Here is a 25,827-nt window from a genome sequence, read left to right on the forward strand (position 1 = left end):
TCTCGTTGCGGCGGCCAGCATCGCCACCCGTACTCCGGGCGGCGGATCCACCACCCCGACAGCCGCTGTGCTGCCGGAGGTGGTCATGCACCGTCGAGCCGGCCGACACCTACCCGGTGCCGGCCGGTCCCGACGTGACCCCCGCCGCCCACCCCGGCCGGCGCGAGGATCAGTTGGCCCGCGGAGGCCCGCCCCACCAACCAGTGGGGAGTCGCTCGCCCCCACGGCGAGGATCCACAACACCCACCGCACACCCGGTGAACGTTAGTGGACACCGCACTAGACCTGCCCGTACTCTTTTCCAGCGATGACTTCGTCGCCCTCGGCCACGCGGGCCAACCGGTCATCGCCTTCGTCCGGGTCGAGGGATACCAGCGGCCCACCTGGCCGCAGGCTGAGGTGCCGAAGCAAGCCCACCTCGATCTTGGCGTTGATGATCTGGACACGGCGCAGGCCGAGTTGCTCGCGCTTGGCGCGACCGAGCCGCTGACCCAGCCTCAGCCGGACCGGTGGCGCGTGCTGATCGACCCCGCCGGTCACCCATTCTGCATCTCCACCAGCATCTGATCATGCCGAGGAGTGGGCGATGAGTGCCGGATCCAGGACAGGCCGATTGATGACCATGAAGGCCCAGCCCGGGCGAGGGGATGAACTGGCCGCCGCCATGCTCAGCGTCGCGGCGGGTCTACGCGACTTCCCCGGCTGCGAGGTGTATCTGATCAGCCAGGATCGTGTGGATCCGGACACCATCCATATCGTGGAGGTGTGGGCGGACGAGGCCTCAGCCCGCAGCGCGCTCGACGCTGCCCGCACCGCCACGGCCCCCGTGGGCATCGCCGATGTGTTGGCCATGCTCACCGAAAAACCGCACCGCGTCGACCTTGTCCCGCTCGGCGGGGTCGGGCTCGGCGGTGCCGCGTGACCACGCGTCGACCGGCGGCGGATCGGCCGCGTGTCCTACCCGCGCCGGACGGAGGATTCGACCCTTGAGCGGTGAACAACAGGAACTGACCGTCGTTGACGCCGACGCGTGGCGGGAGTGGCTCAGCGAGCACCACGACAGCCCGATCGGGGTGTGGTTGGTGCTCGCCAAGCGGGGTACGACCCAACCCACCAGCCTCACCTATGATCAGGCGCTTGACGAAGCCCTGGCCCACGGCTGGATCGATGGCCAGGTACAACGCCGTGACGAGATCACCTATCGCCAACGCTTCACCCGCCGCCGGACACGCAGTCCATGGTCGGCTCGCAACGTTGCCATCGTCACCCGGCTGATCACGGAGGGCAGGATGCATCCGTCCGGCATGGCCGAGGTCGACCGCGCCAAGGCCGACGGTCGCTGGGAGGCGGCCTACGCGGGGCAGGCAAGCGCCGACGTACCCGATGATCTGGCCGCCGCGCTTGCTGCGGAACCCCGGGCGAAGGCGATGTTCGACATCCTCACCTCTCAGAACCGCTACTCCGTCCTGTACCGGGTCACCAGCGCCAAACGTCGCGAGACCCGCGCCAGCCGCATCGCCCAGTTCGTCGCCATGCTCGCCCGCGGTGAGACCGTCCATCCGCAGAAACGCACCCTCAGCGACCAAAGGACACGATTGACCCGGGCTGAGCGGGAACTGGGGCATGACTAATGATCTTCAGATAACGAACGTTTCTTGAAGATCCCTTCATCAAGATCAAAGAGTGCCGGAAGCCCTTCAAAAACTCCTTCAAACCGGTGTGTGCAAAAACGTCGATGACGCCGCTTCCTGAGAGCATCGCGGGATGACCCCTGCTGTGGAACCATCGGAGCTGCTCGCCGCCGAGCCGGCGGTGTTGACCCACATCCGGATCGGCTACGCCCGGGTCTCCACCGGCGGGCAGAAGCTGGAGCGTCAGATCGACGCGCTTAAGGCCGCTGGCTGCCGGCGCATCTTCGCGGAGAAGAAGTCCGGGCGCGACAGCGACCGGCCTGAGCTGGCCGCGTGCCTGGACTTCATGACGGCCGGGGACACCACCATCTGCATCAAGGTCACCACACCCGGGCGGACGGTGCGCGTCGCGATCAGGTACTCACACGCCAAGCTGAACAGCGTCGTCGGCGCGTCGTGCTCCATCGCCCGGCCGGTAAGGAACTCCTCCGGCCGGGGCGGTCTTCCACCCGAGGTAGTCGGTGACCAGTCGCAGATGATCCGTGCGGGTCTGCGGCCGCTCGCCGTAACCGGCAACGCCCGGGTCGATCCCCAACCGGCCGGCCAGCCGTGCCACCGCTATTGATGGCGCCGTACATACCTCGTCCGGCACGAACCCCAGCCACGGCAACGTGCACAGCTGCACGGCCAGGCCCAGCCGGTCGGCCGGCCCGCGTCCACGCCCTGGGTCGACGAACGCCGCGTCCGCTGAGGTCAGCGTGAAGAACCGGATCGCTCGTCCTTGCCGATGTCCGGAAACGACCGCAACCGCTCCGACTGATCATCGGAGAACAGCCGCGTCGCCATCGCACACCCCTACGCCAGACCGGCAAACGGCATGAACGTAGCGGAGATCATCAGTACGACCAGCGTCGACCCCGCCAAGCGAGTATCAGCGCTGGTCAGCCATATCCGTTGGTTTTTCGGCGCGTACTACGGCGGCCCCTATATGCGGGATGACCACTGCTCAGGCGACATCAGTTGGCGGGCTTGCCGAACCAGCGGGAGAGGTGGTCGTCCAGGCCGTGCTGATCGTCGCCGATCCAGGCGACGTGGCCGTCGGGGCGTAGCAGGACGCACGGAACATCCAGTACCGCAGTGGGATCCGCGAGGTAATCGACCCGGTCTGACCAGCCGCCGACGGTCAGGCGTTCGGTGCGGTCCAGCAGCAGGCCGCGGCCGCGATGCAGCAGACCGTAGAGGTGACCCTGTTTCACGTTGATGTCGCGCAGGCGGCGGCCGAGCAGGTCGGGGCCTGCGCCGAAGTCGTAGCGGATGCCGATCGCGGTGATCTTCTCGATCAGATAGCGGTTCACCTCGTCGAAGTCCATCAGTTCGGTGAGCAGCCTGCGCACGGCCTGCGGGCCCGGTTCGGCGGACGACAGTTCCATCTGGGCGCGGGTGTTGTCCAGCACGTCCTCGGCGACCGGATGACGTTCGGCCTGGTAGGTGTCCAGCAGGGTTTCCGGCGCCCAGCCGCGGATCTGTGCGGCCAGTTTCCAGCCGAGGTTGAATGCGTCCTGAACGCCCAGGTTGAGGCCCTGTCCGCCGATGGGTGGATGGATGTGTGCCGCATCGCCGGCCAGCAGCACCCGCCCGACCCGATAACGTTCGGCTAGCCGGGTGGCATCCCCGAAGCGAGACAACCAGCGCGGGGAGTGCACGCCGAAATCGGTTCCGGCGATGGTGCGCAACTGTTGTTTGAAATCCTCGAGAGTGGGCGGTTCCGCACGATCGCTGACTCTCGGGGCGGGGACTACGACGCTATATGCCCCAACGCCTGCGGGCCGGAGCCAGAATCGCTTGTTGGTCTCACCGATTTCGGTCACCTTGGCGGCGATCTCCTCCTGCGGCACCCCCACTTCCATCTCGCCCATCAGCGTCTCGGTCCGCGAGGGCTCGCCGGGGAAGCCGACGCCGAGCAGTTTGCGCACTGTACTGCGCCCGCCGTCACAGCCGACGAGATAGCGCGAACGCAGCTGTTCCCCGTCGGCCAGCTCGACGGTCACACCCTCGTCGTCCTGCTCGAAACCGGCCACCGCACAACCGCGCCGGACCTGCACACCCAGTTCGATCGCATGTTCTTCGAGCAGGTGAACGATGACCGGCTGCGGGATGCCCAGCAGATAGGCGTACGCGGAATCCAGGCCCTCGGGCGCGGGTTTGTTGATGGCGGCGAAGAAGCCGCCGGCCGGACGCTGTCTTCCGCGTTCGAGAATGCGCTCCAGCAGCCCGCGCATTGCCATCAGCTCGATACTGCGAATATGCAGACCGACTATGCGGACGAACGACACGGGCTCGGTTTCCTTCTCCAGGACGAGTACCCGCACATCGTGCAGCCGCAGTTCGGCGGCCAGCATCGCACCAGTCGGCCCGCACCCGGCAATGATCACGTCGAACATCAGGGGCGCGCGATCGGTGCCGGAGGCCGGCGATGGGAGTCCGGGGACGTCGCCCACGGTGGAGTCGCGCTCGACCGTATCGGTCGACGACGGCTCGGCGGTGAACTGCAGAGAGTGCACAGGTGTTGCCTTTCGGGAGTGCCTTGTTGGCGAGGCGCTCCCGGCGACACCTACATCAATCGCCCGACCGTGACAGGAAGGGGGAGCACCCACATCGATACAGCGTTCATGGGTCTCACCTCCTCGGGCGGTGTCACGGGCAACTGCAAGTTACAAGCCTGAGCATCATCCCGTCCAGTCCTTTCCCCGCCACGTGATCACGACTCCGGACTGGCCCGTGCGGTTGCGGGGCGAATCCGGCGTGGCGGCCCGGCTGGTCCCGGTCACGGTCGACGGTCTGATCCTGGCGGCCCCGATGCGGACCGGATCTCGGTAGGCGCTGCGGCAGGGTGGCCAGCGGATCACCCAACCGCTCGGCGCCGTCCATCAACGGCGGCGGATCGGTGAACACCATGCCCGCGGGCCGCCGCCAGGCCGTCGTGCCGCTCCCGCCAAGGTCGACTGAGAACTCGCCAACCTCTCTCCACCGCGGCGGGCCAACTCGCCAACTCAGTTGGGAAGCGACACCGACCCGGTAGTCGCCGCGGGGGCGCCACGTCGCCTTGTCGAACCGTTGGCTCATTAGCAGATTACCGGTAATAGCAATACGGCAAAAGAAGCGGACAAACGGTCCATAAGGGTAGTGCACCATAATGACAGTTCTTGTGCATAAGGATGCAGTCTGGTGTAGATGGAATGGCCTGCGGCTCCAGGGGCGGTGCGAGGGATGTTGATCACCGCCTTGGACCAGTCGAGCTTGCCCGCGGCGTGCAACTCGGCAAGCAGGACCTCGTGCAGACGCTGCCACACGCCTGCGGCGTGCCACTCCGCCAGTCGCCGCCAGCAGGTCATGCCCGAGCCGAACCCGAGTTCCCTGCCTTACCGCAGGGCCCTTCAGGACGACCCTGACCTCCCGCAATCAGCGACATGCGCTGGCCAGCGTCCGGTGGAAGGGCCAGATGCGCGCCGGCGGGCGGTGACCATCGTGCCGGCACGGGTCGGGCCCAGGACGACGGCAGGGCGGCGAGCGCATCCGGCTACCCAGCGACGAGAGGCCCGCGTGCTATGTCCCGTTTAGGCCCCGTTACTACTCTGTTGTCGGTATTCTGGCCGGCATGAGGACAGTCGTTGCTGCCGCGCCACCCAGGCGCCACTCCGTCCCACCCTGACCGGCTGCGGCGACGTCGTCATCGTCCGGTGCGGCAGTGCGGGACCGAGCCGGCGGGCGGCCTGCCGGTCCGGCTGCCGTTGCTGGCCAGCGCCACGTCGAGGAACGCTCCGACGCCGACCTGCGCCGCGTCCGCCAGGCGAGCGATCAGGAGCAGGCGACACCGGATGTTCTCGGCTTCGCCCGGCAGGTCGCCCGGCGACGCGTGGCGACTCCCCGGCAGGAACTTCCTGTCCAGCTTCGACAGCCAGACCGGGCGCTGGTCGAGTTGCGCCGCCAACAGCGGCCCGGGGTCGCGCCCGTCGGGATCGAGCTCGTCGACCAGCAGCCCGGCGGTGTCCTTGAGGACCTGGTGAGCCCAGGGTTGGGGCAGCCGCGACAGGCGGCCGACCGCCGCCTCGAAACCGGCGTGATCCGTCTGATTGGCCGCGCGGACCGCGGCAACCACGGCGTTCCACAGTTCCTGCTCCGCCGGTGTTGGCGGGTGCCACATCACCATGTCCTCTCGTTTCCTGAGCTGGTAGGGGGTCAGGCGCCAAGACGCTCGGCACCGCCGTGACGTCACGGTCGCTGTCCCTTGCCGGGGGTGGCCGGCACGGGCCCGTAGGAGGGCGAGGCCCGTGCCGGCCGCGGTGATCACCCCAATCACCGTCTTTAGCCGGCGGCGGCTCGGCCGGATCGTGTCGGTGTCCGACCGGGCCGCGGCGGCGGCTTGTTTTCACCGGACGGTGCCCGCGTCGTGGGCGGTGTCCGGGCGGACGCCCCTGGTACGTCGAGTCAGGGCGCGTTCGCTATCGTGAGTCAATTATATGACAGATTGAACAAGTTATGGCCTATATGGGAAGATCGGAAATGCATTCTCAGCGAACCGCCGTCACCTCCTGCTGCCGCACATCCGCCGGGGCTCCGACGGTGGCATGACGCGGCGACGGGTGGGCCCGCTCCCGCCCGATCGGCCGCGGCTGGTGGGACCAGGGCAGGAGACGGGCCGGACGCCGGGCACTGAGGTCCTCGATCCAACCGAGGGCCAGCACCAGGCCGGCCAGGATCACCAGGGCCACCATCAGGTCGCCCAGCTGACCGAGCCGCCACACGCCCGTCAGGTCGGCGACGGCGAAGCAGACCACGATCGCGGCGTTGTGCCACAGATAGATGGTCAGCGCGCGGCTGTTCAGCGCCGCCACCAGCCGGTCGAGGGGCCGGATGCGGGCCAGCCAGGTCATCGGCGGGCGCACCCGCAGCAGCAGCAACACGAACCCGAGAGACCAGAACGCCTGCGCCACCGGGATGTCGTTGAGGTCGAGCCCGGCCCCGGGGTGGGTGACGAGCCAGCCGAGAGCGATCGCCAGGCACAGGGAAGCCAGGGCCAACAGGGACGGCAGCGTCAGCCGCCGCAGCTGACCGTCGCGGTGCGCGAAGCCCAGCAGCCAGCAGGCGCCGAACGTGGCCAGGTCGGTCAGCACCGACCCCACCGGCCCGTTCAGTTCCGGTGCCGCGGTCTGCAGCAGAATCACGCCGGCCAGCGGGGCGGCCAGGGACCACACCGGCCAGCGCCGGTACAGCGCCAGCGCCGCGGGGGACAGCAGCACGAACCACAGGTACGTCACCAGGTACCACAGCACGCCCGTGACGTCCGCCGCCCACTCGCTGCCCGGGGGCTGCACCACCGGGACGAGCCAGGTCAGCAGCGCCAGCCAGGCCGGCCGGTTGGACCAGCCGTGCCAGACCATCAGGGGCAGCAGCACGACGCCCAGGGCCCACAGCCCCGGTAGCAGGCGCCGGAGCCGGCTGCTGACCGCACGCTGCGGCGACCGGTCGAGCGAACTGGCCATCAGCGACCCGCCCAGCGCGAACATCACGCCCATGGCGGGGAAGGCCAAGCTCAGCCAGGCCGCGCCGAACATGTGGTAGGTGATGACCCGGCCGAGCGCGAGCGCCCGCAGCGTGTCGAACCAGCGGTCCCGGCCCGCGCGCCCGTCCGGGGCGCCACCCGACGTCGGCGACGCGGCGCCGGCCTCGTCGTCCGCCACGTCACCGGCTCGCTTGAGTTTGCGCCAGCCCAGCCCGGAGCCGGTCAGCGCGGTTACCACCGACCGGGCCAGGACCAGGTACATCAGCTGCCGGTAGGCGAACTGCTGCAACGGCAGGGTCAGCAGCGGGCGCAGCCGCTCCCGGTCGAGCCGGAAGGCCACCGCGGCGGTCACCACCTGCATGGCCAGCATCGCGACCCACGCCACGGCGGTCTTCGTCGTGTCCAGGAAGAACAGGCCGTAGAGGGCGAGCAGATCCAGCACCGGACCGAGCAGGGGCAGCGCCACACCGAACAGGGCGAGCATGGGCAGGCCGAACCGACCGAACCGGCCCGAGGCGCCCCGGTCGAACACCGCGCGGCGGTGCTTCCACATCGCCTGCATGGTGCCGTAGCTCCACCGGTAGCGCTGCCGCCACAGGTCCCCGACCGACGCGGGTGCCTCCGTCCAGGACCGGGCCCGGTCCTGGTACACCACCCGCCAGCCGGCACGCAGGATCGCCATCGTGATGTCGGTGTCCTCGGCCAGCGTGTCGCCGCTCATCCCGCCGGCGCTGACCAGGGCGCGGCGGCGGAAGGCCCCGATCGCTCCGGGCACCGTGGGAATGCAGCCCAGCATCTCGTAGAACCGACGGTCCAGGTTGAAGCCGATGACGTACTCGATGTGCTGCCACTGGCCGAGCAGCCGCCGCCGGTTGGCGACCTTGACGTTGCCGGCCACCGCGCCGATCCGCGGATCGGTGAACGGCTCGATCAGCCGCCGGATCGCGTCCGGTTCGAAGACCGTGTCCGCGTCGACGGTCACGATGATGTCGTGCGAGGCGTACAGGAGCCCGGTGTTGAGGGCGGCCGCCTTGCCGCCGTTGGGCTTGCGGATGACCCGGACGCCGTCGAGGCCCAGGGAGTCGACCAGGTCGGCGGTGCCGTCGGTCGAGCCGTCGTCGACCACGATCACCTCGATGTCCCGGTGGTCGTTGGCGACCAACGAGCGGACCGTGGCGACGATGCCGGCCTGTTCGTTGTACGCGGGCACGATCACCGACACCGGTGCGCTCACCACGCCCCAGGGCCACCGGTGCGCCCGCCGCCGCCGCGCGAGCCGGTGGGCGAGCGCCAGCAGCAGCAGCGTGCGGGCCAGCACGAGGGCCCCGACCACCACGAAGATCAGAGCGAGGCCGCGCAGGATCAGGTCCGCCAGCCGGATCGCCCAGACCACGGGGGCCGCCTGCCAGCGGTCGGCGGTCGACGCGGGGACGTTGCCGACGACGCCGGCCGTGCCCGGCCGCGCCCGGTTCACCCCGTCGCTGATCGTGGTGAACGTGTAGCCGCGCGCCTGCATCAGGGGGATGAACCGGTCCAGCGCCGCGATGGTCTGCGACCGGTCCCCACCGGAGTCGTGCAGCAGGACCACGGCCCCCGCTCCCTCGGCCGGGGTCATGCTGCGCACGATGGCGTCCACCCCGGGCCGGGCCCAGTCCCGACCGTCGAGGTCGTTCACCACGGTCAGGTAGCCGAGGCCGGCGGCCTGCCGGATCACCGGCCAGTTCGCGTCGTCGACGGCGCCGGGCACCGACGAGTAGGGGAACCGCAGCAGGCTCGTCCGGACACCGGCCGCGTCCACGATCGCCATCTGGGTCTGCGCGTACTCCATCCGCTGCCGCCATCCCGGCAGCACGCTGACGTCGGGGTGGGTGAAGGTGTGCACGCCGAGTTCGTGTCCCTCCGCGACGGTCCGTCGGGCCACGTCACGGTGCCGGGCCACCTCGGAACCGATCACGAAGAAGGTGGCCCGGGCCCGGTGCCGGCGCAGCACGTCGAGCACCCGGGGGGTCCAGGTCGGGTCCGGCCCGTCGTCGAACGTGAGGGCGATGGTCCGCGCGGGCAGCCGGTACGACCGGGCCTGGTCGCCCCGGACGTCGAGCACCGGCCCGCCGTCGAGGATGCTGCTCGGTACGGTGCCCTGGGCCTCGGCCTCACGGACGTGGTCGGGCCGGAACCGCGCGTTGGCGTACGCCTCCACCAGTAGGACGCACACCACGACCATGACCAGGGACGCGCACACGAACCGGCCGGCCCGCAGGCCGAGGCGGCCCGCACGGCGGTCGTCGGCGGGGTCGGCGGCGCGACGGTGGCGGTTCGCCACGATCATCCCGTCGCCCCCGGGCCGAGGTCAGGCATGCTGGGTACGGGGCCGACGATGGGTCCGGCGGGGGCGGACCCGGTCGGCGACGCGGCGGCTGGTGGTGTCGAGGTCTCCGGCAGCTGAGTCGGCGAGGTGGTCCGGGGCGGTGGCTCGGGGGACGGCCGGCTGAGCGGGGGCCGGCTGGGCGAGCGGCGTGGCAGGGGACCGGCCGGCGCCCGCGACGGCCGGGCCGTCCGCACCTGCGGCAACTCGGCTTCCGGGGCGGCCGGATCCGGTGCCGGGTCCACGGTGTCCTCCGGCTCCGGAGCCCGGGTCGGATACGGATCCTCCAGTGGTGACGGTGCGGCGCCGGGCGGGCCCCCGGTCCCGTCCCCCTGGGTGCCGCCGACCGAGAGCGGACCGGGCTGCGTCGGCGCGGCGGGGCCGGGGAGCAGGGCGCCCGCCGCCATCGGCAGATAGCCCAGCGAGGCGACTGCGAACAGCACCCCCGCGCGCCGGATCCGGCGGCGACGGATGCCGGTGGCATCGACGAACACCGGTTGGGCCGGTCGAGACAGGACGGCGGGGAGGGTGTGCGGGGGGTGTCCGGGCAACCCATCGAAAGACATGTCAACGGCCACCGGTCGAGGCTATGAGGAGCTTGTCAGCGTATGTCCTAGTTTGGGAGTCAGGTACTTCCACGGATGTTTCGCCATTCGAATATCCGGAAATACCGCTGATAAGGGCATCAGACCGGACAGACGTGCGTCGAGTGGCGAAAAAGGATGAACGACGCGGCGCCGGGCTCTTTGCTCCCGCACTCAGCCGTCCCCGCGCCCGTACCCGGCCCGCGCCGCGGCCACCTCGGCCGACCGTCGCTGCCGCCACCGCCGCTGCGCCTCGGCGTTGCAGACCCGGCACACCCGGCGGTACCGCCCGGTCGCCTCGTCCACCTCCCGCTCGTGGCCGTTGCGGCACCGGTGGTCGCGGCGTCGGTCGCGGCAGTTCTCCGCCCGGCTCACCTGGCGCAGATGGGTCGGCTCGATGCAGTCCGACACACCACAGCTCTGGTCGACGTCCAGGTCGGGGTCGTAGCCGCCGACGAACACCGCGAAGGCCGCGATGTGCGCCCACGCCCGCCCGGCGACCTTCTGGTGGACATCGCGCCGGGATCCGTAGCCCCGGACGATCAGGCAGCCGTCGTCGCGGCGTGCCGCGCGGGCGAGCAGGTGGGCCCGCAGGCTGTCCTCGGTGAAGTGCCGGGACAGGCCGGTGACCGCGGAGAGCACGCCCGCAGCGTAGCGGCCGTCAGCCGCGGCGGCGCCACCACCGACGCCGCCGCGGTGCCGGAACCTTTGCCTTGGGCGGCAGCGGACTAGCCGCGGGCGCCGACGCCGAGCAGCACGGCCAGCCCGAGGGCGCTGCGCGGGGCGTACGGCACCCGCCACAGCCCGCCGTGCGCGGCGCGGTACGCCTCGTCCTGCCACGGGTGTTCCTGGGCCGGGCCGCCACCGGTACGCAGGGCGTGCACGAGCAGCGCCGCCATCAGGGTGTTGCTGGTGGCCGGCTCGAACACCTCGATGCCGAACCGGTGCGCGCCCGCGTACGCGGCCGCGAGGGCCCGGTTGCGCAGCACCGACCGGGTACGCGTCGGCGGGGCGACCGTGAACGACACGGTGCTGCCGGCGTCGCGGGCCACGGTGGCGCGCCACCGCTGCAGTCGCTTGGCGAGGGCGTAGTTCGGGCCCTGCTGCGGCACCAGGCTGTCGTTGATCCCCGGGTCGGCGCCCGGCGGGTAGTTGCGGTGCAGCAGCCGCCCGCCGGAGAGCACCCGCAGCGACCGGCGGGCGAGACCACGCTGCGCGTAGCCCCGCTCGGCGTGGCGGACCGCGTCCCCGGGGACGGCGAACACGTCCGTGGGGGTGGCGAGGAACGCCAACGCCACGTCCTCGCGGTGCTGCTGGAGATGCCGGGTGAGCGCGTCCACGGCCATCGCCACCCGCACGTTGGTCGCCCCGTCGGCGTAGACGTAGTTGCCGAGCACGAGCCGGCCGTCCAGGCCGCGCAGCCATTCGGCGGCCTGCGGGAGGCGGTGCAGCAGGTCCGCGCCGGCCCCGGCGGCGAGCGCCGGGTCGTCGTCGGCCGTGCCGGGCGGCACCGGTAGGTGCAGGCGCCCGGCGTACCGGTGGGTGGTGCGCAGCAGCCGCCGCCAGATGTCCGGGCGGGGCAGGTCGACCGCCACCACGTCGCCGCCCCAGCGCAGCACGGACGGCAGCGGGCCCATCTCGGCGCCCGCGCCGAGCACCACGATGCGCTGGTCGCGCAGGTCGAGCCAGTCGGGGTTGGCCAGCACCGTGCGGACCGCCTCGGCACAGGACGGTTCGATCACGCCGGCGTCGACCCAGGCGTCGAGCCGGCGGCGCAGGTCGTCGCCGCGCAGCCGCTGCCCCCGGTACGGCACGGACAGTTCCCGCTCGGCCGGGCCGGTGCCGACGACGGTGGCGGTGTCCAGCGGTTGCCCGACGGCGGTGGTGAAGACCTCGTCCAGGGGGAGTTCCGGACCCTCCTCGGGCACGACCCGCATCCGCGCGTGCAGGGCGGCGAGGCCGTCGCGGGCGATGGTCAGCGCCGCCTCGCGGGAGAACAGCCCGGCCTCGACGAGCCGGCGGAAGTGCCCGAGGTAGCCGTGCCGCCAGTTGGTCTCGTGCTCGGCCGCGCGTGCGCCGACCGGGTCGACGGCGCGCAGGGCGTCGGCGACGACCGCGCGGCCGAGCGCGCTCGTGCTGCGCGTGCCGTCCACCATGGGGAACACCACCCCGCTCGTGCGTTCCACCGCGACTGCCCTCCTCGTCCGGCGCCGGTCCGCGGACGCCGGCTGCCACTCTGCCGCATCCGGTCCGGCCCCGCAGCGTCCCGTCCCCCGCTGCGGGCCGGATGCGGCGGTGGCAGGATCGGCGGGTCGGCGTTCACGACCGGAAGGAAGTCATGCGTTACCGCACCCTCGGCGGCACCGGAACGGTGGTGTCGAACCTCTGTCTGGGCACGATGACCTTCGGCGCGGAAACCGACGAGGCGGGCAGCTTCGCCCAGCTCGACCGGTTCGTCGACGCCGGCGGCACCTTCATCGACACCGCCGACGTCTACTCCACCGGCGTGTCGGAGGAGATCGTCGGTCGCTGGCTGCGCGACCGCCCGGGCGTGCGCGACCGGGTGGTGATCGCCACCAAGGGCCGGTTCCCGATGGGCCCCGGAGCGAACGACGCCGGGCTGTCCCGGGTGCACCTGACCCGCGCGCTCGACGCCAGCCTGCGCCGGCTCGGCGTCGAGGCGGTCGACCTGTACCAGGCGCACGCCTGGGATCCGCTGACCCCGCTGCCGGAGACGCTGCGCTTCTTCGACGACGCGGTCCGGGCCGGCAAGATCCACTATGCCGGGGTCAGCAACTTCACCGGCTGGCAGTTGCAGAAGGCCGCCCTGCTCACCCAGCACCTGCACCTCACCCCGATCGTGACCCTGCAACCGCAGTACAACCTGCTGGTCCGGGAGATCGAGTTCGAGCTCGTGCCGGTGTGCGAGAACGAGGGCATCGGCATCCTGCCCTGGTCGCCGCTGGGCGGCGGCTGGCTGACAGGCAAGTACCAGCGGGACCGCCCGCCCACCGGCGCCACCCGGCTGGGCGAGGACCCGGAGCGAGGGGTCGAGGCGTACGCCGGGCGCAACGCGCAGGAGCGCACCTGGCGGGTGCTCGACGCGGTGCGTCGGGTGGCGGAGCAGCGGGGCGTGTCGATGTCGGCGGTGTCGCTGGCCTGGCTGGCCGACCGGCCGGCGGTGACCTCGGTGATCCTCGGGGCGCGCACCACCGAGCAGCTAGACGACAACCTCACCGCCGCCGACCTGAGCCTCACCGCCGAGGAGACCCGGCTGCTGGACGAGGCGAGCGCCCCACCGGTGGCGGACTACCCGTACGGCGGGCCGGGCGTGCGGCAGCGCGGCCGGGAGTTGCCCGCCGGCTGACCGGTCACCCGGCCGGCCCGGTCGGGCCGCCCGCCTCGTCGCTGTCGAGGCGGGCGTGCAGGTGCATGTCGTGCCAGCCGTCGGCGTGGTGGCCCTCGCCGCGTTTCGTGCCCTCGGCGGCGAAGCCGGCGCGCTGCGCGACCCGGCAGGAGGCGACGTTGACCGTCGAGTGGCACAGCTCGACGCGGTGCAGCCGCAGCGCCCGGAAGCACCAGGCGGCGAGCCCGCTCAGCGCCCGGGGGGCGACGCGCCGGCCGCGTGCGGCCGGCAGCACCCAGTACGACACCTCCGCCAGGCCCTCGGCCAGGACGATCCGGCGCAGGCTGATCTGCCCGACCACCCGGCCGGCGTCGGTGACCGCCCAGCCGGCGCCGGTCTCAGCGCGCCACCGGTGCGGCCAGCCGGCGATCCACTCCGCCGCCTCGCCGTCGGTCATCGAGCGGCAGTGCCAGCGCCGGATGGCGGGGTCGGCGTAGCCGGCCAACACGCTGGCCCGGTCGGCCGGCTGCCAGGGCCGCAGTTGCAGCCCGTCGGCGGTGATCCGGGGTTGGGGCAGCGCGGCCAGTGATCCGGGCGGCACCGCGGGTCCCATGAGCAGGGGCACGGGGCGACTCTAGGCGACACCCGCCGGCCGGCGCTGGTCAGCGGCGCCGGGCGCCGGCCGGGGTCGCCGGCCGGGTGCGCTCCAGGTCGACGCCGACCAGCTCGGCGAACCGGGGGTCGACCGCCAGCAGCGGGCGCGGCCCGAACAGCGCCATCGCGTTCAGCAGCTCGTCCGTGCTCCGCTCGCTCCACGCCGGGCGGCGCTCCGGCGCCAACTCGGCGTGCGCGCGGCGCTGCCGGCGCAGCAGCCGGCGGGCGGCCGTCCCGGTCTCCGGGACCTCGCACAGCCACCAGCCGGCCAGCGCCGTGGCCAGGCAGCACAGCAGCAGGCCGGCCACGGACGCCGGGCCCCCGGCGGTACGCCCCTCGACCGCACTGTCGATCAGCCGGGTCACCCCGACGGCGGCCACGCCGAACAGCGGCAGCGTGCCGACGACCATCCGCCGCCGCTGCCGCGGGGTGAGCAGCCAACCGTCGCGGACCAGCCGGCCGACCATCCGCCGCAGGGCCCGGCCCACGGCCGGGTCGGCGAGCACCGCCGCCCAGGTCTGCGGCCGGCGCAGTGCGGCGTGCAGCGCCCGGACCAGCGGGGCAGAACCGCCGGGCGGCGGCCCGTCGACCGACAGGGTCGACAGCTCACCCAGCCGTACCACGCCGCCCCGGCGCAGCGCCGCCATGCCCACCTGGCAGGCCAGCCCGGCCCGGTCGGTGAGGTACGCCAGCTCGACGGTGCTCGGTGGCTCGCCCCGGGTACGCCAGCCGGTCAGCGCCCTGATCGCCAGGGCGAGGGCGAGCGTCCCGGCAACCGCCGCCAGATAGTCGAGGAGGAAGAGTGGACCGCTGACGCCCCAGAGCATGGCGCCAAGTATGAATCGTCGCCCGGCGCGGACCGCACCGGTGTGAGCCGCACCTCCCGGGCGAGCGCAGCCGCCTCGCCGGTGCGGTCGGCCCCCTGGTCGGTCACGGTTCGGCGCGCCCGGATTCCGGGTCGCGCCGGCCGGAGCGTGGCGATAGCGTGCCGGCAATGCGCATCCGAGAGTTCGCCGCGGCCGACTGGGACCAGGTCTGGCCGATCGTCGAGGACGTCATCACCGCCGGGGACACCTTCCCGTACGACCCGTCCTGGACGTCGGAGTTCTGTCACGACGTGTGGGTGGAACGGGCACCCGGGCACACGGTGGTGGCCGAGGCGGACGGGACGATCCTCGGCACGGCCAAGATGGGGCCGAACCGGCCCGGCCCCGGCTCGCACGTGGCCACCGCGAGCTTCATGGTGGCCAGCGCCGCCCGGGGACGCGGCGTCGGCCGGGCGCTGTGCGAGTACGCCCTGGACTGGGCCCGGCGGCAGGGGTACGCGGCGATGCAGTTCAACGCCGTGGTGGAGGTCAACGAGGCGGCGGTGGAGCTGTACCGGCGGCTCGGGTTCACCGTCATCGGCACGGTGCCGGAGGCGTTCGCCCACCCCACCCTGGGCCGGGTGGGGCTGCACGTGATGCACCGTCCCCTCTAGACCGCCCCCCACCGGCCTGTCCCGGTGGCGCGCCATCGACCAGGATGGTGGCATGAGCGAAGCGCCGATCGACCTGTCCGCCGCGCTGGCCCGTTTCGACCAGTTGTGGAGCCCGCGCATCGTCACCCGGGTCAACGACTACGACGTGCGGGTGGCCAAGGTGGCCGGCGAGCACGTCTGGCACGCTCACGACGACACCGACGAGTTCTTCCTGGTGCTCGACGGGGAGCTGCGGATCGCGCTGCGCGACGGGGGCGCCGAGCGGGAGGTGGTGCTGCCGCGCGGCGCGGTGTTCGTGGTGCCGCGCGGGGTCGAGCACCGGCCGTCCGCGCCGGGCGGCGCGTCGATCCTGATGTTCGAGCCGTCCGGCACGTCCAGCGTCGGGGACCGGCACGACCCGGTCCCCGACCACGTGGACGCCACCACCGGCCACCGACTGTGAGCGGCCCGGTCAGCGCGCGGCGGGCACCGGCTCGGCGGGTGCCGCCGGCGCGCTGACCGGCCAGCCCAGCCGGCGTACGGCGGGAACGGCGGCGGTGCCGGCGCAGGCGAGGGCGACCAGCGTGCCGGCGACGGCGAGCGGCGCCGACGGCCCCCACGCATCCGCCGCCACCGGCGCGAGGGCGTACCCGATCGGCATGGCGCCCAGGGACATCAGCCAGTCGTACGAGGTGACCCGGGCGAGCACCTGCGGCGGGAACTGGCCCTGCACCACGGTCTCCCAGACCGGGTTGAGGAACCCCAGCGCGCTCAGCGCGAGGCAGTAGGCGGCGATGACGGCGGCGGCGGGGGCGGTGACGGCGAGCAGGAGCAGCGGCGCCGCGTACGCGGCCAGGCCGAGGTTGGCGACCAGCACCGGCCGGCGTGGCCGGGCCCGCGCGGCGAGCAGCGACCCGGCGAGCATGCCGACCGCGCCGGCCTGCTGCAGCAGCACCCAGACGCCCTCCCCGCCCAGGCGCTGCACGGCGATCACCGGTCCGAGGGTGAGCAGCACCGCGGCGGCGCCGTTCCACACGCCGTGCGCGAGCAGGCTGCTCCAGAACCAGTCGCGGGAGCGCACCTCCCGCCAGCCGAGCGCCAGGTCGCTGCGCAGCGACCGGCGGGGCACCGGGACGTGCCGGACCCGGATGACCGACAGCAGCGCGGCGCTCAGCGCGAACGACAGCGCGTCGAGGACGAACGCCCAGCCGGGGCCGACGGTCCAGACCAGCAGCCCGGCCAGCGCCGGCCCGAGCAGCCGGCTGGCGTTGCCGGTGACGCCCATCAGCGCGTTGGCGCGCTGCCGTCCCTCGGCGTCGACGGTGCCGGCGACCAGCGGCGAGGAGGTGGGCATGGCGAAGGCCGAGGCGACCCCGCCGACGGCGGCGGCCGCCGCGAGGTGGGTCAGCGCCGGGGCGCCGCCGAGCAGTTCGGCGCCGACGACCAGTTGGGCGGCGCAGCGCACCAGGTCGGTGGCGATGGCCACCCGGCGGGCGTTGAAGCGGTCGGCGACCACTCCGCCGAGGGGGAGCAGGAGCAGCTTGGGCAGCATCGCGCAGGCGAGCACCACGGCGAGGGCCGCGGTCGAGCCGGTGGCGCGGAGCACGGCAAGGGCCAGCGCGGTGGGCACGACGGCGTCACCGACGGCGGAGACGGTACGGCCGAGGAAGAGCAGCCGGAAGGCGGGGAGGCGGAGTGGGTGGGTCACCCGGACACGTTACTTCGACATCGAATATTTCTGCAATGAATATTTCGGTGTTGGCGTATCGTGGCTTCCGTGACCGACCGCGACCGCACCGACCGGCACGTCGAGCGCTGGCTGCCCGTCCTGGCAGACCTCGACCCCGACGTCGAGGGCGCGGTGACCCGGATGTCGTTCCTCACCCGGCACCTGCGGGCGGTCAAGGACCGCACGCTCGCGGACCTCGACCTCCAGGCGCACGAGTTCGACACCCTGCACGCCCTGGCGGGCCGGCGGGGCCGGGCGGCACCCTCGGCGCTCGCCGGCGACCTCGACATGGCTCCCGCCTCGATCACCGCCCGGGTCGACGCCCTGCTGCGCCGGGGTTTCGTCCACCGGGTTCCCTCGACGGTGGACCGGCGCCGGGTGGACGTCGAGCTGACCGAGGCCGGCCGGGCCGCCTGGCGCGGCGCGATGGACGTGATCGGGCGCGAGGAGCACCGCCTGCTGACGGCGCTCGACCCCGACGAGCGCCGGCTGCTGTCGGACCTGCTGCGCCGCGTCATGCTGGTCGCCGAGCGGCCCACCGACTGAGCGGCACCTGGTCGAAGGACTGCCTGGGGCGGCGGCGCGGCCCTGCTGGCCGCGATCGAGGAGACGGCCCGCGCCGCCGGGGCCGACCGCATCCGGCCGGACACCCGCGTCGACCTGGTCGAGGCCCGCGCCCTGTACGCCCGGCACGGCTACGTCGAGATCCCGGCCTACAACGCCGGCCGGTACGCGGCGCACTGGTTCGAAAAGCTGCTGCCGTCCCGGGTTGACGACGGCGAGCCGGCGCGCTACATAAAGAACTGAGGACTTGAGTCACCACGGCTCAACTTGACACCTTCGGCCAGGAGAACCGAGGAGGCACGACCATGCTGATGCGTACCGACCCGTTCCGTGAGATCGACCGGCTCGCCGAGCAGTTCTTCGGCACCACCGCCCGGCCGGCGGTCATGCACCTCGACGCCTACCGCGACGGCGACTGGTTCTACGCCGCCTTCGACCTGCCCGGCGTCGACCCGGACAGCATCGACTGCACCGTCCAGCGCAACGTGCTGACCGTCCGCGCCGAGCGGCGCCGCCCCACCGGGGACAACGTCGAGCTGGTCGCCGCCGAGCGACCGATGGGCACCTTCACCCGGCAGCTCTTCCTCGGCGACACCCTCGACACCGACAAGCTCGAGGCCGGCTACGACAACGGCGTGCTCACCCTGCGCATCCCGATCGCCGAGCGGGCCAAGCCGCGGCGGATCAGCATTGCCGCCCCGGCCAACGGCAACGGGCGCAAGGAGATCAACGCCTGACGGCCGCACCGGTGGGGGCGCCCGCGTCGGGCGCCCCCACCGATTCGGCCCCCGGCGCCGGATAGAGGCCGGCCAGCGCGTGGGCGGTGGCGGCCAGCCGGTCCCGCAGCTCGGCCGGGGCCAGCACCTCCACCTCGGCGCCGAGCTTCAGCAGCTCCACCTGGGCGTGCTTGACCGACTCGATCGGCACGGCGGTCTCCAGCCAGCCGTGCTCGTCGGGCTCACCGGCGGCGGCCCGGGCCGCCCGGCTCATCGCCGGCGGGAAGACGTACGGCAGGAACTCCAGCGCGGCCACCGTCATCCGCACCCGCGCCTCGCCGCGGTAGACGCCGCGCTCGTACCGCTCGGTCCACTCCCGCCAGAACCCGGCCAGGTCGAAGTCGGCCGGCCGGTCGAACCACTCGTCCAGCAGCACCACGTCGAGGACCGCGCCGACCCGGTAGGTGCGCACCTGCTCGCCGGAGCGGGCCACCAGATACCAGCGGCCGGCCTTGAGCACCACGCCCAGCGGGGCGAGCACCCGGGTCACCTCCCGGGGGGTCTTCCACCGCTGGTAGCGGATCTCCACCAGCCGGTCCTCCCACACCGCGCGGGCCAGTGCGGTCAGGTGCGGCGTGGGCTCCGTATTCCGGAACCAGCCCGGCGCGTCCAGGTGGAACCGCTGCCGCGCCCGGCCACCCCGGTCGGCCAGCTCGTCGGGGAGCGCGGCGAGCAGCTTCAGCTCCGCCGCCGCGAGCACCGGGCCCAGCCCGAGGTCGGCCGCCGGGCCGGGCATGCCGGCCAGGAACAGCGCCTCCGCCTCCGGGGCGGTCATCCCGGTCAGCCGGGTGCGGTACCCCTCCAGCAGCTGGTACCCGCCGGTCGGTCCCCGGTCGGCGTACACCGGCACCCCGGCGGCGCCCAGCGACTCGACGTCGCGGTAGACGGTCCGCACCGACACCTCGAGGGCGTCGGCGAGCTGCTGGGCGGTCATCCGCCCCCGGGTCTGCAGGAGCAGCAGCAGGGAGACCAGCCGGCTGGCGCGCACCGGCCGACCGTAACGCCGCCCCCGGTCGGCCTCGACGCCGGGGCGGAGGACGAGACGTGACAGCGGCCACTGCCCGATTCCCGTCGGGCGCGCCTCGTCGCCATTCGCCCCGATGGCTGAGAGCCTTTCTCACATGCTGCGTCCCGACGTCCTGCCGCGAGCGGCGGCCCGGCCCGCCCTGCGGGGCGGGCCGACCGACTTCACCGAGGCGTGGCTGCGCAACCGGCGGCTGTCGGAGCACACCCGCGACGCGTACCGGCGGGACATCGCCGGCTGGCTCGCCTGGTGCGCCGGGCGGGGCCTCGACCCGCTGCGGGCGAGCTTCCTCGACGTCAACGACTACGGCCGCCAGTTGGAGTCCACGCTCGGCGCCCGCAGTGGCCGCCCCCTCACCCCGGCCACCGTGGCGCGCCGGCTGTCCGCCCTGTCCAGCTGGTACGACTTCCTGGTCAAGCTGCGCGCGGTCGACGCCAACCCGGTCTCCGGGGCGGACCGGCCGCGCATCGACCGGGACCACTCCGCCACCGTCGGGCTCACCCCGGAGGAGGTCGACGCCCTGCTCACCGCCGCCGAGGCGGACACCGGCCCGACCGCCGCCCGCAACCGCGCCACCATCGCCCTCCTGGCCGACCTCGGGCTGCGCGTCGGTGAACTGATCTCGCTGGACCTGACCGACCTGGGGGCCGAGCGGGGACACCGCAGCGTCCGGTTCGTCGGCAAGGGCGGCAAGGTCCGCCGCCGCGCGCTGACCCCCGGCACCGCCTACGCGGTGGACGCCTACCTGTCGGCGCGGGCCGCCGCGCAGGGGGTGACGGTGCCGGAGCTGACCGGCCCGCTGCTGGTCACCGCGACCGGTGCCCGGCTGGACCGGCACTCGGTGTTCCGGCTGGTGCGCCGGCTGGCCCAGTCGGCGGGCATCCCGGCCTGGGCGAAGCTGTCACCGCACTCGCTGCGGCACGCGTTCGCCACCACCGCCCGCGCCGAAGGCGTGCCGCTGGAGGACGTGCAGGACGCGATGGGCCACGCGGACCCGCGCACCACCCGCCGGTACGACCGGGACCGGCACAACCTCGACCGCGACCCGGCGTACGTCCTCTGGGCCGCCCGGGCCCGCCGGCGAGGTTGAGGCTCCGCACCCACGCGCTGACGGCACATCCGTCCCGGAAGGGTCGTAGGGCCGTCATACGGTCCGATGATGCGACACGGACTGGAGATCTCCTGCGGTGGACCGTCGGTGACCGCGTCCCTCCTCGTCGAGTTGGGGGAGCTGGCCGAGCGGGCCGGCTGGGACGGGGTGTTCTTCGAGGACTACCTGGTCTACTACGACGGCGACGATCCGCCCACGTACGACCCCTGGCTGCTGCTCACCGCGATCGCCGCGCGTACCGGTCACGTCCGGCTGGGCACCACGGTGACCTCGTTGCCGCGCCGGCGTCCGGCGAAGCTGGCCCGGGAGGTGCTCACCCTCGACCACCTCTCCGCCGGCCGGGCCACCGTCGCGGTGGGCGTCGGCGACCCGAAGGACCGGGGTCTCGCCGCGTTCGGCGAGCAGACGGACCTGAAGACGCGGGCGGCGATGCTCGACGAGGGACTGGACGTGCTGGTCGGGCTGCTCGGCGGTGACCGGGTCGTCCATCGGGGCGTCCACTACCGGGCCGACGGGGTGGCGCTGCGCCCGGCGCCGGTGCAGCGGCCCAGGGTGCCGGTCTGGGTGGGCGGCAGCATCCAGGCGAAGGCGGTGCTGCGTCGCGCCGCCCGCGCCGACGGGATCGTGCCGTACAAGCTGACCGACACCGACGGCTGGTCCGACCTCACCGCGGACGAGGTGCACGACCTGGTGGCCGCGCTGCCGGCCACCCGCGCCGACGGTCAGCCGTTCGACGTGGCGATCGGCGGTCGGCGGCGGCGCCCCGACGAACGCGCCGAACGGGCGTACCTGGCGGAGCTGGCCGCCGCCGGCGCGACCTGGTGGCTGGAGTTCGTCAAGGCCGGCGACCCGGTCGCCATGCGGGCGGCGGTCGCCCGCGGCCCGCTGCGCTGACCGGCGGCGCGGGGCTGCGCGAGCCCGGCCTGGCCGACGCCGTGTTGGCCCCCGCCGCCGGCTGCCGGTCAGCGTCGGCGGGTGCGGCTGCCCTCGCGGGCGTCGTAGTCCAGCCGGGCTTCGTCGACCTTGCCCAGGTTGGCGGTGGACCACTCGGCGAGCGTGGCGAACAGCGGCGCGAGGCTGCGGCCCAGGTCGCTGATCTCGTACTCCACCCGGGGTGGGACCTCCGGGTGGTAGGTGCGCACGACGAGGCCGTCGCGTTCCAGTTGCCGCAGCCGTTGGGTGAGCACCTTCGGGGTGATGGTGACCAGGCGGCGTTCCAGCTCGACGAAGCGCTGCCGGCCGTACTCGTGCAGCGCCCAGAGGATCGGCGTGGTCCAGCGGCTGAACACGATGTCGACCACCGGGGCGATCGGGCAGGCCTGCTCGGGGTCGACGTCCACTCGGGACGTCCAGGCGGTGGTGCTGCTCACAATCACTCCCTTGCGCCATTACTTTCCTCTAGGTACCTACTATACGCAGGAAGGTAACGTCCTCTCCGTCCAGAGCGAACGGGAGGAATTGTCATGATCGTGGTGACGGGAGCGACGGGGAACGTCGGGCGGCCGCTGGTGCGGGCGCTGGCAGCGGCGGGAGAGCCGGTGACCGCGGTGTCGCGGCAGGTGTCCGCGGCGGACCTGCCGCCGGGCGTACGGCCGATGGCGGCCGACCTGGCCGAACCGGCGGGCCTGAAGACGGCGCTCGACGGGGCGGAGGCGTTGTTCCTGCTGCTGACCGGCGACCTGCTGGCCGGCGGTGCCGACCCGGGCGGGATCCTCGACGCGGCGCGGGACGCCGGCGTGCGGCGGGTGGTCTTCCTGTCCTCGCAGGGGGTCGCCACCGGGCGGCACCCCGCCGGACTGGAGCAGGCCGTCACGGCGTCCGGGCTGGACTGGACGGTGCTGCGTCCCGGCGGATTCCATTCCAACACCCTGCAGTGGGCCGGCACGGTCCGGCAGCAGCGGCTGGTGGCCGCCCCCTTCGGCGATGTGGCGCTGCCGACGGTCGACCCGGCCGACATCGCCGAGGTCGCGGCCGTCGCGCTGCGCGCCCCCGGGCACGCCGGCCGGACGTACGAGCTGACCGGGCCGGAGCCGGTCTCGCCCCGGCGGCAGGCGGCGGCGATCGGGCAGGCGCTGGGCGAGCCGGTGCGCTTCGTCGAGCAGACCGCCGAGCAGGCCCTGCTGCGGTTCATGCCGGAGCCGGTCGTCGAGGCCACCCTCGCCATCCTGGGTACGCCCACGGCGGCCGAGCAGCGGGTCAGCCCCGACGTCGCGCGCGTTCTCGGCCGCCCGCCGCGCCCCTTCGCCGAGTGGGCGCGGCATACCGTCGACGCCTTCCGCTGACCGGCTCGCCGGGCGGCCACCCGGCCGCCCGGCGAGTGCACCTCAGCCCTGCGGGCGGGGGCAGATGCAGAACGGTTGGCCGATCGGGTCGATCAGCACCACCCAGCGCTCGCCGCCGGGCTGGAACTCCGGCTTCGCGGCACCGGCCGCCACGAACTCCTTCTCCGCGGCGGCGAGGTCGTCGACGTAGAGGTCGAGGTGGTAGCGCTTGCCGGCGGTCTCGTCGGGCCAGGCGGGCGGCGTGTAGCCGGGCACCAGCCCGAACCCGATCGAGACCCCGTCGGCGCTTATCATGGCGTACTCGGCCTGGCTGTGGGTGACTTCCCAGCCCAGGACCCGGTGGTAGAACCCGGCGTGGGCGACCGGGTCGGAGCTGTCGAGGTTGACCATGGCGAGGTCGGCGTTCACTGTCATGCGGCCAGTCTCGCCCCCGATCCTGACATCTTGTGGCAGGTATGCCGGCGGGTTTTCAGCCGAGCAGCTCCAGGTGCCGGTGGGCGTCGGCCGCGATGTCCTCGTGCCGCAGCCAGCGCCGCGCCCACAGCCGGGCGGCCGCCTCGGCCTGCTCGTCGCCCCACGCGGCGTGCTCCACCAGCAGCGCGGTGGTCAGGGCGTACGCCATCCGCAGCGCCAGCCCGCGCGCCCCCGCCACCACCTCGACGGCGGTCGGGTCGACGGTCACCTCGGCGAGGGTGCCGCGCAACTCGTCGGTGACCGCGGCGAGGGTGTCGGCCAGGGCGGGGGAGATCGGGCGGGCCAGGTCGACGGCGGCGGCGAGCCGGCGCAGCAGCGGCCCGCCGGCGTCCTCCCGGGTGACCGCGCGCAGCACGTCCAGGGCGAGCACGTTGGTGGTGCCCTCCCAGATGGGCAGCACCTGGGCGTCGCGCAGCAGCCGGGGCACCCCGGTGTCCTCGATGTAACCGGCCCCACCGAAGGCCTCCACGTACTCGCTTGCGGAGGAGACGGCGAGCCGGCCGGTGGCGAGCTTGGCCAGCGGCGCCACCACGCGCAGTTCGGCGGCGGCCTCCGGGTCGGCGCCCACCTCCACCCGGCCCAGCAGGGCGAAGGCGTGCCCGGCCAGCGCGAACGCGCCGGCCGCGTCGACCGCCAAGGCGCCCAGGGTGCCCCGGTGCAGGGGGGACTCGCCGAGCCGGCCGCCGGCGACCTGCCGGGCCTCGGCGTACGCGCGGGCGTAGGCCAGGCCGCGGCGCATGCCGGCGGCGGCGGCGGAGGCGTTGTGCACCCGGGTCACCACCACCAGGGTCATCGCCCGGACCAGGCCCGGCACGGCCGGGTCGCCGAGCGGCAGCGCGTACGCGTCGCGCAGCCCGATCTCGGCGGTGGGCAGCGCCCGGGTGCCGAGCTTGTACTTGAGCCGGTGCACGATGACCCCGGGGGCGGGCGCGTCGGGGGCGATGGTGGCCCCGGCCAGGGGCGAGTCGGCGGCGTAGCGGGGCACCAGGAACGGCGCCAGCACCCGGCTGCCCCGGCCGGCGTCCTCCGGGCGCGCCAGCGCCACCGCCATCGGCGCGTCGGCAGCGGAGCAGAACCACTTCTCCCCGGTCAGCCGCCAGGAGCCGTCGGCGGCGGGCCGGCCGATGGTGCTGGATCGGGACAGGTCGGAGCCGCCCTGCGACTCGGTCATCCACTGGCCGCTGACGATCGCGGTGTCCGGGTCGGTGGCGATCAGCCGCGGCAACCAGGCGTCCCGCACCTCGGCGTCGACCTCCGGCAGGCTCAGCAGCGCGGCGGCGCCGTCGGCCATCGCCACCGGGCAGGAGAAGGTGGCCGACTCGGGGCCGTACAGGTGCAGCAGGGCGTGCTGGACGACGCGGGCGGCGGCCCCCCAGGTGCCGCGCGCGGACTCCAGGTAGGGCAGCGCGACCACCGCGTGCCGGGCGGCGGCGGCCCGCTGGGCCTGCCAGCCGGCGGAGGTGTCGACCCGGTCGACGCGGGCACCCCACGGGTCGTAGCGGACCAGGGTGGGCGGGTGCGCCTCGGCGTCGGCGTGCGCGGCGCGCAGCGGCCCGGCCACGTCGGCGGCCAGGTCGGCCAGCCGGCCCTTGGCGGCGGCGTGCCCGGCCGGGCCGAGCTGCCGCTCCAGCCAGGATCGCAGCAGCGGGTCGCCGCTGTACGGGTCGTCGGGGGTCGGTACCGGCTGCACGTAGCGGCTCATCCGTCGCTCCTTGGAGGGTGTGCGCCGACGGTAGACGATGCCGCCGCCAGCGCGACAGGGGCAATGTGGCTGCGCGGGGACGTACCGGGCGCTTACGGTCGATGCTGATGGGCAGCGAGCAGGGATGGAGCAGACCCGCCCGGCGGCGCCGGCCGATGCGCACCGGCCTGCTGCTGGGCGGGCTCGGCGTGGGCTTCTGCCTGATCGGCGTGGCCGGCCTCGCCGTGTGGAACGTGCAGGTGGTGATGCAGGCCAACGGACCGGTGCGGGACACCGCCGACGGGTTCTTCCGGGAGGTGGCGGCCGGCGACACCGACCAGGCGTACGAGAGGCTGTGCAAGGAGGCGCGGGGCCGGTGGAGCGCGGTCGGCTTCGGCAGCTGGGTGCGCACCCCGCCGCAGGTCAGCGGCTACGAGATCACCGACGTGGCGATCTCCACCCTGCGCGGCCGCCCGCGTGCCACGGTGACCGTGCGGGTGACCCGCGACGGCGGGGCCAGCGAGGAGCGCAAACTCCCCGTGATCCAGGAGAACGGCAGGTGGCGGGTCTGCGGGGACCCGTTCTGAGGC

General features: G+C 73.3%; 26 protein-coding genes and 2 pseudogenes. 13 read left to right on the forward strand and 15 right to left on the reverse strand.

Going from position 1 to position 25,827, the window contains the following annotated elements; genetic code table 11:
• The first annotated feature begins 267 nt into the window (after positions 1–267).
• From I8N68_RS23535 to I8N68_RS34510, 4 genes are all read left to right on the forward strand, one after another.
• A complete protein-coding gene (locus tag I8N68_RS23535) occupies positions 268–567 on the forward strand; it encodes a VOC family protein (RefSeq protein WP_200214207.1) in 300 nt (99 codons plus the stop codon).
• A 19-nt stretch (positions 568–586) separates the two neighbouring features.
• The gene (locus I8N68_RS23540; protein WP_200214217.1) at positions 587–922 is read left to right on the forward strand and encodes a putative quinol monooxygenase; all 336 of its coding nucleotides are present in this window, start codon (positions 587–589) and stop codon (positions 920–922) included.
• A 64-nt stretch (positions 923–986) separates the two neighbouring features.
• The gene (locus I8N68_RS23545; RefSeq protein WP_234040461.1) at positions 987–1,631 is read left to right on the forward strand and encodes a YdeI/OmpD-associated family protein; all 645 of its coding nucleotides are present in this window, start codon (positions 987–989) and stop codon (positions 1,629–1,631) included.
• A 133-nt stretch (positions 1,632–1,764) separates the two neighbouring features.
• Positions 1,765–2,256 carry a recombinase family protein gene (locus tag I8N68_RS34510; RefSeq protein WP_200214222.1) on the forward strand — a complete coding sequence of 164 codons (492 nt, stop codon included), beginning with the start codon at positions 1,765–1,767 and terminating at the stop codon, positions 2,254–2,256.
• On the opposite strand, the pseudogene I8N68_RS34515 reads toward I8N68_RS34510, so the two are convergent.
• The 8 genes and pseudogenes from I8N68_RS34515 to I8N68_RS23585 form a co-directional block, all read right to left on the reverse strand.
• A pseudogene (locus I8N68_RS34515) lies at positions 2,188–2,403 on the reverse strand (DUF4158 domain-containing protein); the annotation flags it as partial. The gene I8N68_RS34510 and the pseudogene I8N68_RS34515 overlap by 69 nt on opposite strands.
• A gap of 244 nt (positions 2,404–2,647) precedes the next feature.
• Positions 2,648–4,072 carry a rifampin monooxygenase gene (gene rox / locus I8N68_RS23560; protein ID WP_200214475.1) on the reverse strand — a complete coding sequence of 475 codons (1,425 nt, stop codon included), beginning with the start codon at positions 4,070–4,072 and terminating at the stop codon, positions 2,648–2,650.
• A gap of 828 nt (positions 4,073–4,900) precedes the next feature.
• Positions 4,901–5,044, reverse strand: a pseudogene (locus I8N68_RS33105) (IS5/IS1182 family transposase); the annotation flags it as partial.
• Between the two features lie 314 nt (positions 5,045–5,358).
• Positions 5,359–5,904 carry a hypothetical protein gene (locus tag I8N68_RS23565; RefSeq protein WP_200214226.1) on the reverse strand — a complete coding sequence of 182 codons (546 nt, stop codon included), beginning with the start codon at positions 5,902–5,904 and terminating at the stop codon, positions 5,359–5,361.
• Positions 5,905–6,199: 295 nt separating this feature from the next.
• Positions 6,200–9,517 carry a glycosyltransferase gene (locus I8N68_RS33995; protein WP_307812942.1) on the reverse strand — a complete coding sequence of 1,106 codons (3,318 nt, stop codon included), beginning with the start codon at positions 9,515–9,517 and terminating at the stop codon, positions 6,200–6,202.
• Entirely contained in the window at positions 9,514–10,131 is a 618-nt protein-coding gene (locus I8N68_RS23575) for a hypothetical protein (protein ID WP_200214229.1), read from the reverse strand. Before I8N68_RS23575 ends, I8N68_RS33995 begins: the two co-directional genes overlap by 4 nt.
• Positions 10,132–10,311: 180 nt before the next feature.
• A complete protein-coding gene (locus I8N68_RS23580) occupies positions 10,312–10,779 on the reverse strand; it encodes an HNH endonuclease (RefSeq protein WP_200214233.1) in 468 nt (155 codons plus the stop codon).
• Positions 10,780–10,865: 86 nt separating this feature from the next.
• On the reverse strand, positions 10,866–12,323 hold the full coding sequence (locus I8N68_RS23585) for a hypothetical protein (RefSeq protein ID WP_307812943.1): 1,458 nt from the start codon (positions 12,321–12,323) through the stop codon (positions 10,866–10,868).
• A gap of 152 nt (positions 12,324–12,475) precedes the next feature.
• On the opposite strand from I8N68_RS23585, the gene I8N68_RS23590 reads away from it, so the two are divergent.
• On the forward strand, positions 12,476–13,504 hold the full coding sequence (locus I8N68_RS23590; RefSeq protein ID WP_200214236.1) for an aldo/keto reductase: 1,029 nt from the start codon (positions 12,476–12,478) through the stop codon (positions 13,502–13,504).
• Between the two features lie 4 nt (positions 13,505–13,508).
• On the opposite strand, the gene I8N68_RS23595 is transcribed toward I8N68_RS23590, so the two are convergent.
• Both I8N68_RS23595 and I8N68_RS23600 read right to left on the reverse strand, forming a co-directional pair.
• On the reverse strand, positions 13,509–14,108 hold the full coding sequence (locus I8N68_RS23595; RefSeq protein WP_307812944.1) for a GNAT family N-acetyltransferase: 600 nt from the start codon (positions 14,106–14,108) through the stop codon (positions 13,509–13,511).
• 37 nt (positions 14,109–14,145) lie between these two features.
• A complete protein-coding gene (locus tag I8N68_RS23600; RefSeq protein ID WP_200214240.1) occupies positions 14,146–14,964 on the reverse strand; it encodes a TIGR04222 domain-containing membrane protein in 819 nt (272 codons plus the stop codon).
• A 167-nt stretch (positions 14,965–15,131) separates the two neighbouring features.
• Between I8N68_RS23600 and I8N68_RS23605 the strand changes: the two genes are divergently transcribed.
• Positions 15,132–15,617, forward strand: a complete 486-nt coding sequence (locus I8N68_RS23605; RefSeq protein ID WP_200214243.1) for a GNAT family N-acetyltransferase — start codon at positions 15,132–15,134, stop codon at positions 15,615–15,617.
• A 52-nt stretch (positions 15,618–15,669) separates the two neighbouring features.
• On the forward strand, positions 15,670–16,059 hold the full coding sequence (locus tag I8N68_RS23610) for a cupin domain-containing protein (RefSeq protein ID WP_200214246.1): 390 nt from the start codon (positions 15,670–15,672) through the stop codon (positions 16,057–16,059).
• A 9-nt stretch (positions 16,060–16,068) separates the two neighbouring features.
• Here the strand turns inward: I8N68_RS23610 and I8N68_RS23615 are convergent, their stop codons facing one another.
• Complete coding sequence (locus I8N68_RS23615) at positions 16,069–17,304, reverse strand: MFS transporter (RefSeq protein ID WP_200214248.1); 1,236 nt, start codon at positions 17,302–17,304, stop codon at positions 16,069–16,071.
• A 69-nt stretch (positions 17,305–17,373) separates the two neighbouring features.
• Here I8N68_RS23615 and I8N68_RS23620 point away from each other — a divergent pair, with 69 nt between their 5' ends.
• Both I8N68_RS23620 and I8N68_RS23630 read left to right on the forward strand, forming a co-directional pair.
• Entirely contained in the window at positions 17,374–17,871 is a 498-nt protein-coding gene (locus I8N68_RS23620; protein WP_200214250.1) for a MarR family winged helix-turn-helix transcriptional regulator, read from the forward strand.
• Positions 17,872–18,194: 323 nt separating this feature from the next.
• On the forward strand, positions 18,195–18,626 hold the full coding sequence (locus tag I8N68_RS23630; RefSeq protein ID WP_200214252.1) for an Hsp20/alpha crystallin family protein: 432 nt from the start codon (positions 18,195–18,197) through the stop codon (positions 18,624–18,626).
• Here the strand turns inward: I8N68_RS23630 and I8N68_RS23635 are convergent.
• Complete coding sequence (locus tag I8N68_RS23635) at positions 18,616–19,653, reverse strand: helix-turn-helix transcriptional regulator (protein ID WP_200214254.1); 1,038 nt, start codon at positions 19,651–19,653, stop codon at positions 18,616–18,618. The two genes, I8N68_RS23630 and I8N68_RS23635, sit on opposite strands and share 11 nt — an antisense overlap.
• A gap of 133 nt (positions 19,654–19,786) precedes the next feature.
• Between I8N68_RS23635 and I8N68_RS23640 the strand changes: the two genes are divergently transcribed.
• Entirely contained in the window at positions 19,787–20,779 is a 993-nt protein-coding gene (locus I8N68_RS23640; protein ID WP_200214256.1) for a tyrosine-type recombinase/integrase, read from the forward strand.
• A 69-nt stretch (positions 20,780–20,848) separates the two neighbouring features.
• The gene (locus tag I8N68_RS23645) at positions 20,849–21,694 is read left to right on the forward strand and encodes an LLM class flavin-dependent oxidoreductase (RefSeq protein ID WP_200214258.1); all 846 of its coding nucleotides are present in this window, start codon (positions 20,849–20,851) and stop codon (positions 21,692–21,694) included.
• 68 nt (positions 21,695–21,762) lie between these two features.
• Here I8N68_RS23645 and I8N68_RS23650 read toward each other — a convergent pair whose 3' ends face one another.
• Positions 21,763–22,170 carry a winged helix-turn-helix transcriptional regulator gene (locus tag I8N68_RS23650; RefSeq protein WP_307812945.1) on the reverse strand — a complete coding sequence of 136 codons (408 nt, stop codon included), beginning with the start codon at positions 22,168–22,170 and terminating at the stop codon, positions 21,763–21,765.
• A gap of 93 nt (positions 22,171–22,263) precedes the next feature.
• On the opposite strand from I8N68_RS23650, the gene I8N68_RS23655 reads away from it, so the two are divergent.
• Positions 22,264–23,082, forward strand: coding sequence for an NAD(P)H-binding protein (locus tag I8N68_RS23655; protein WP_200214260.1), 819 nt, complete (start codon positions 22,264–22,266; stop codon positions 23,080–23,082).
• A 42-nt stretch (positions 23,083–23,124) separates the two neighbouring features.
• Here the strand turns inward: I8N68_RS23655 and I8N68_RS23660 are convergent, their stop codons facing one another.
• Positions 23,125–23,496 carry a VOC family protein gene (locus I8N68_RS23660; RefSeq protein WP_200214262.1) on the reverse strand — a complete coding sequence of 124 codons (372 nt, stop codon included), beginning with the start codon at positions 23,494–23,496 and terminating at the stop codon, positions 23,125–23,127.
• A gap of 55 nt (positions 23,497–23,551) precedes the next feature.
• A complete protein-coding gene (locus I8N68_RS23665) occupies positions 23,552–25,258 on the reverse strand; it encodes an acyl-CoA dehydrogenase family protein (RefSeq protein WP_200214265.1) in 1,707 nt (568 codons plus the stop codon).
• Between the two features lie 107 nt (positions 25,259–25,365).
• Here I8N68_RS23665 and I8N68_RS23670 point away from each other — a divergent pair, with 107 nt between their 5' ends.
• Complete coding sequence (locus I8N68_RS23670) at positions 25,366–25,824, forward strand: Rv0361 family membrane protein (RefSeq protein WP_200214267.1); 459 nt, start codon at positions 25,366–25,368, stop codon at positions 25,822–25,824.
• Positions 25,825–25,827 lie beyond the last annotated feature (3 nt).

It is taken from the genome of Micromonospora coerulea (assembly GCF_016598485.1).
Lineage (GTDB): Bacteria > Actinomycetota > Actinomycetes > Mycobacteriales > Micromonosporaceae > Micromonospora > Micromonospora coerulea.

What these genes read in the sequence shown, in the direction of transcription:
- rox (WP_200214475.1), bottom strand. Translation starts at nt 4,072, where the DNA reads ATGTTCGACGTGATCATTGCCGGGTGCGGGCCGACTGGTGCGATGCTG.
- I8N68_RS23540 (WP_200214217.1), top strand. Translation starts at nt 587, where the DNA reads ATGAGTGCCGGATCCAGGACAGGCCGATTGATGACCATGAAGGCCCAG.
- I8N68_RS23610 (WP_200214246.1), top strand. Translation starts at nt 15,670, where the DNA reads ATGAGCGAAGCGCCGATCGACCTGTCCGCCGCGCTGGCCCGTTTCGAC.
- I8N68_RS23605 (WP_200214243.1), top strand. Translation starts at nt 15,132, where the DNA reads ATGCGCATCCGAGAGTTCGCCGCGGCCGACTGGGACCAGGTCTGGCCG.
- I8N68_RS23640 (WP_200214256.1), top strand. Translation starts at nt 19,787, where the DNA reads ATGCTGCGTCCCGACGTCCTGCCGCGAGCGGCGGCCCGGCCCGCCCTG.
- I8N68_RS23660 (WP_200214262.1), bottom strand. Translation starts at nt 23,496, where the DNA reads ATGACAGTGAACGCCGACCTCGCCATGGTCAACCTCGACAGCTCCGAC.
- I8N68_RS23645 (WP_200214258.1), top strand. Translation starts at nt 20,849, where the DNA reads ATGCGACACGGACTGGAGATCTCCTGCGGTGGACCGTCGGTGACCGCG.
- I8N68_RS23630 (WP_200214252.1), top strand. Translation starts at nt 18,195, where the DNA reads ATGCTGATGCGTACCGACCCGTTCCGTGAGATCGACCGGCTCGCCGAG.
- I8N68_RS34510 (WP_200214222.1), top strand. Translation starts at nt 1,765, where the DNA reads ATGACCCCTGCTGTGGAACCATCGGAGCTGCTCGCCGCCGAGCCGGCG.
- I8N68_RS23590 (WP_200214236.1), top strand. Translation starts at nt 12,476, where the DNA reads ATGCGTTACCGCACCCTCGGCGGCACCGGAACGGTGGTGTCGAACCTC.
- I8N68_RS33995 (WP_307812942.1), bottom strand. Translation starts at nt 9,517, where the DNA reads ATGATCGTGGCGAACCGCCACCGTCGCGCCGCCGACCCCGCCGACGAC.
- I8N68_RS23655 (WP_200214260.1), top strand. Translation starts at nt 22,264, where the DNA reads ATGATCGTGGTGACGGGAGCGACGGGGAACGTCGGGCGGCCGCTGGTG.
- I8N68_RS23670 (WP_200214267.1), top strand. Translation starts at nt 25,366, where the DNA reads ATGGGCAGCGAGCAGGGATGGAGCAGACCCGCCCGGCGGCGCCGGCCG.
- I8N68_RS23600 (WP_200214240.1), bottom strand. Translation starts at nt 14,964, where the DNA reads ATGCTCTGGGGCGTCAGCGGTCCACTCTTCCTCCTCGACTATCTGGCG.
- I8N68_RS23665 (WP_200214265.1), bottom strand. Translation starts at nt 25,258, where the DNA reads ATGAGCCGCTACGTGCAGCCGGTACCGACCCCCGACGACCCGTACAGC.